Genomic DNA, 1,237 nt, shown 5'->3' on the forward strand with positions numbered 1-1,237 from the left:
GAGGTCACGACTGTCTCGGGATGGTCGAAGATGTGACCGTGGCCGAGGTCGAGGACTGGGCCGTGGGTCTGGAGAAGGTGCTCGAGCGGATCGGTCCCCGGTTCGCCCGTTCTGAGCCGCGTGTTCGGGCCGGGGTCTACGTGCGGGGGCTACTGTCGGCGGCCGAGCGGAAGAACGGTTGGACGCTGTCGGAACAGGCCGGGGACCGGACGCCGGATGCGATGCAGCGGCTGCTCAACCACGCCGACTGGGACGCCGACGCGGTCCGGGACGACCTGCGCGACTACGTCGTCGAACATCTCGGGGATGACTCCGCGGTGCTGGTGATCGATGAAACCGGGTTTCTGAAGAAGGGCACCAAGTCCGCCGGGGTGGCCAGGCAGTACTCCGGCACAGCGGGGCGGATCGAGAACTCGCAGGTCGGGGTGTTTCTGGCCTACGCCGCACCGGCGGGGCGGACGTTCATCGACCGGGAGCTGTACCTGCCCAAGGCCTGGACCGAGGACCGAGCACGCTGCGCCGAGGCCGGCATCGGCGCCGACGTGGAGTTCGCGACCAAGCCGGAGCTGGCCCTGGCGATGCTGACCCGAGCGCTGGACGCCGGGGCGCCTGCCGGCTGGGTCGCCGGCGACGAGGTCTACGGCCAACACTCCAGGCTGCGGATGGCGCTGGAGGAACGGGACATGGCCTACGTGCTGGCCGTGCCGGTCAACCAGCACGTCATCGCCACGATCGACGGCCGACCGGCCGACTCCCGCGTCGACGCCCTGTCGGCGGCCGTGCCCGAGTCGGCCTGGACGCGCCTGTCGGCCGGGGCCGGCGCCAAGGGGCCGCGGATCTATCACTGGGTGCGGGTGCCGATCCGGCCGCTGGCCGAGCCCAGCCGGCACTGGCTGCTCGTCCGCCGCAGCCTCACCGACGGCGAACTCGCCCACTACCTGTGCTTCTGCCCGCCGACGGCGTCACTGGCCGACCTGGTCGCCGTCGCCGGACGCCGCTGGGCGATCGAGGAGTCCTTCCAGACCGCCAAGGGCCAGGTCGGCCTGGACCACTACCAGGTCCGCCGCTACGACGCCTGGTATCGGCATATCACCCTGGCCTGCCTGGCACACGCGTACCTGACCGTTACCCGCGCCGCCACCAGCGGCGAAAAGGGGGGGACCTCGATCTCCGTGGCGAGCTGACCGAGCTGTCCCTCCCGGAGATCCGTCACCTCGTCATCTGCCTGGTCTGGCGT

The 1,237-nt window shown here is 70.7% G+C and carries 1 protein-coding gene; it reads left to right on the forward strand.

Features of this window, described 5'->3' with window-relative positions:
• Nucleotides 1–20 precede the first annotated feature (20 nt).
• Complete coding sequence (locus CHB94_RS24345; protein ID WP_089339113.1) at nucleotides 21–1,184, forward strand: IS701 family transposase; 1,164 nt, start codon at nucleotides 21–23, stop codon at nucleotides 1,182–1,184.
• Nucleotides 1,185–1,237 lie beyond the last annotated feature (53 nt).

The organism is Blastococcus mobilis (assembly GCF_900188025.1).
Lineage (GTDB): Bacteria > Actinomycetota > Actinomycetes > Mycobacteriales > Geodermatophilaceae > Blastococcus_B > Blastococcus_B mobilis.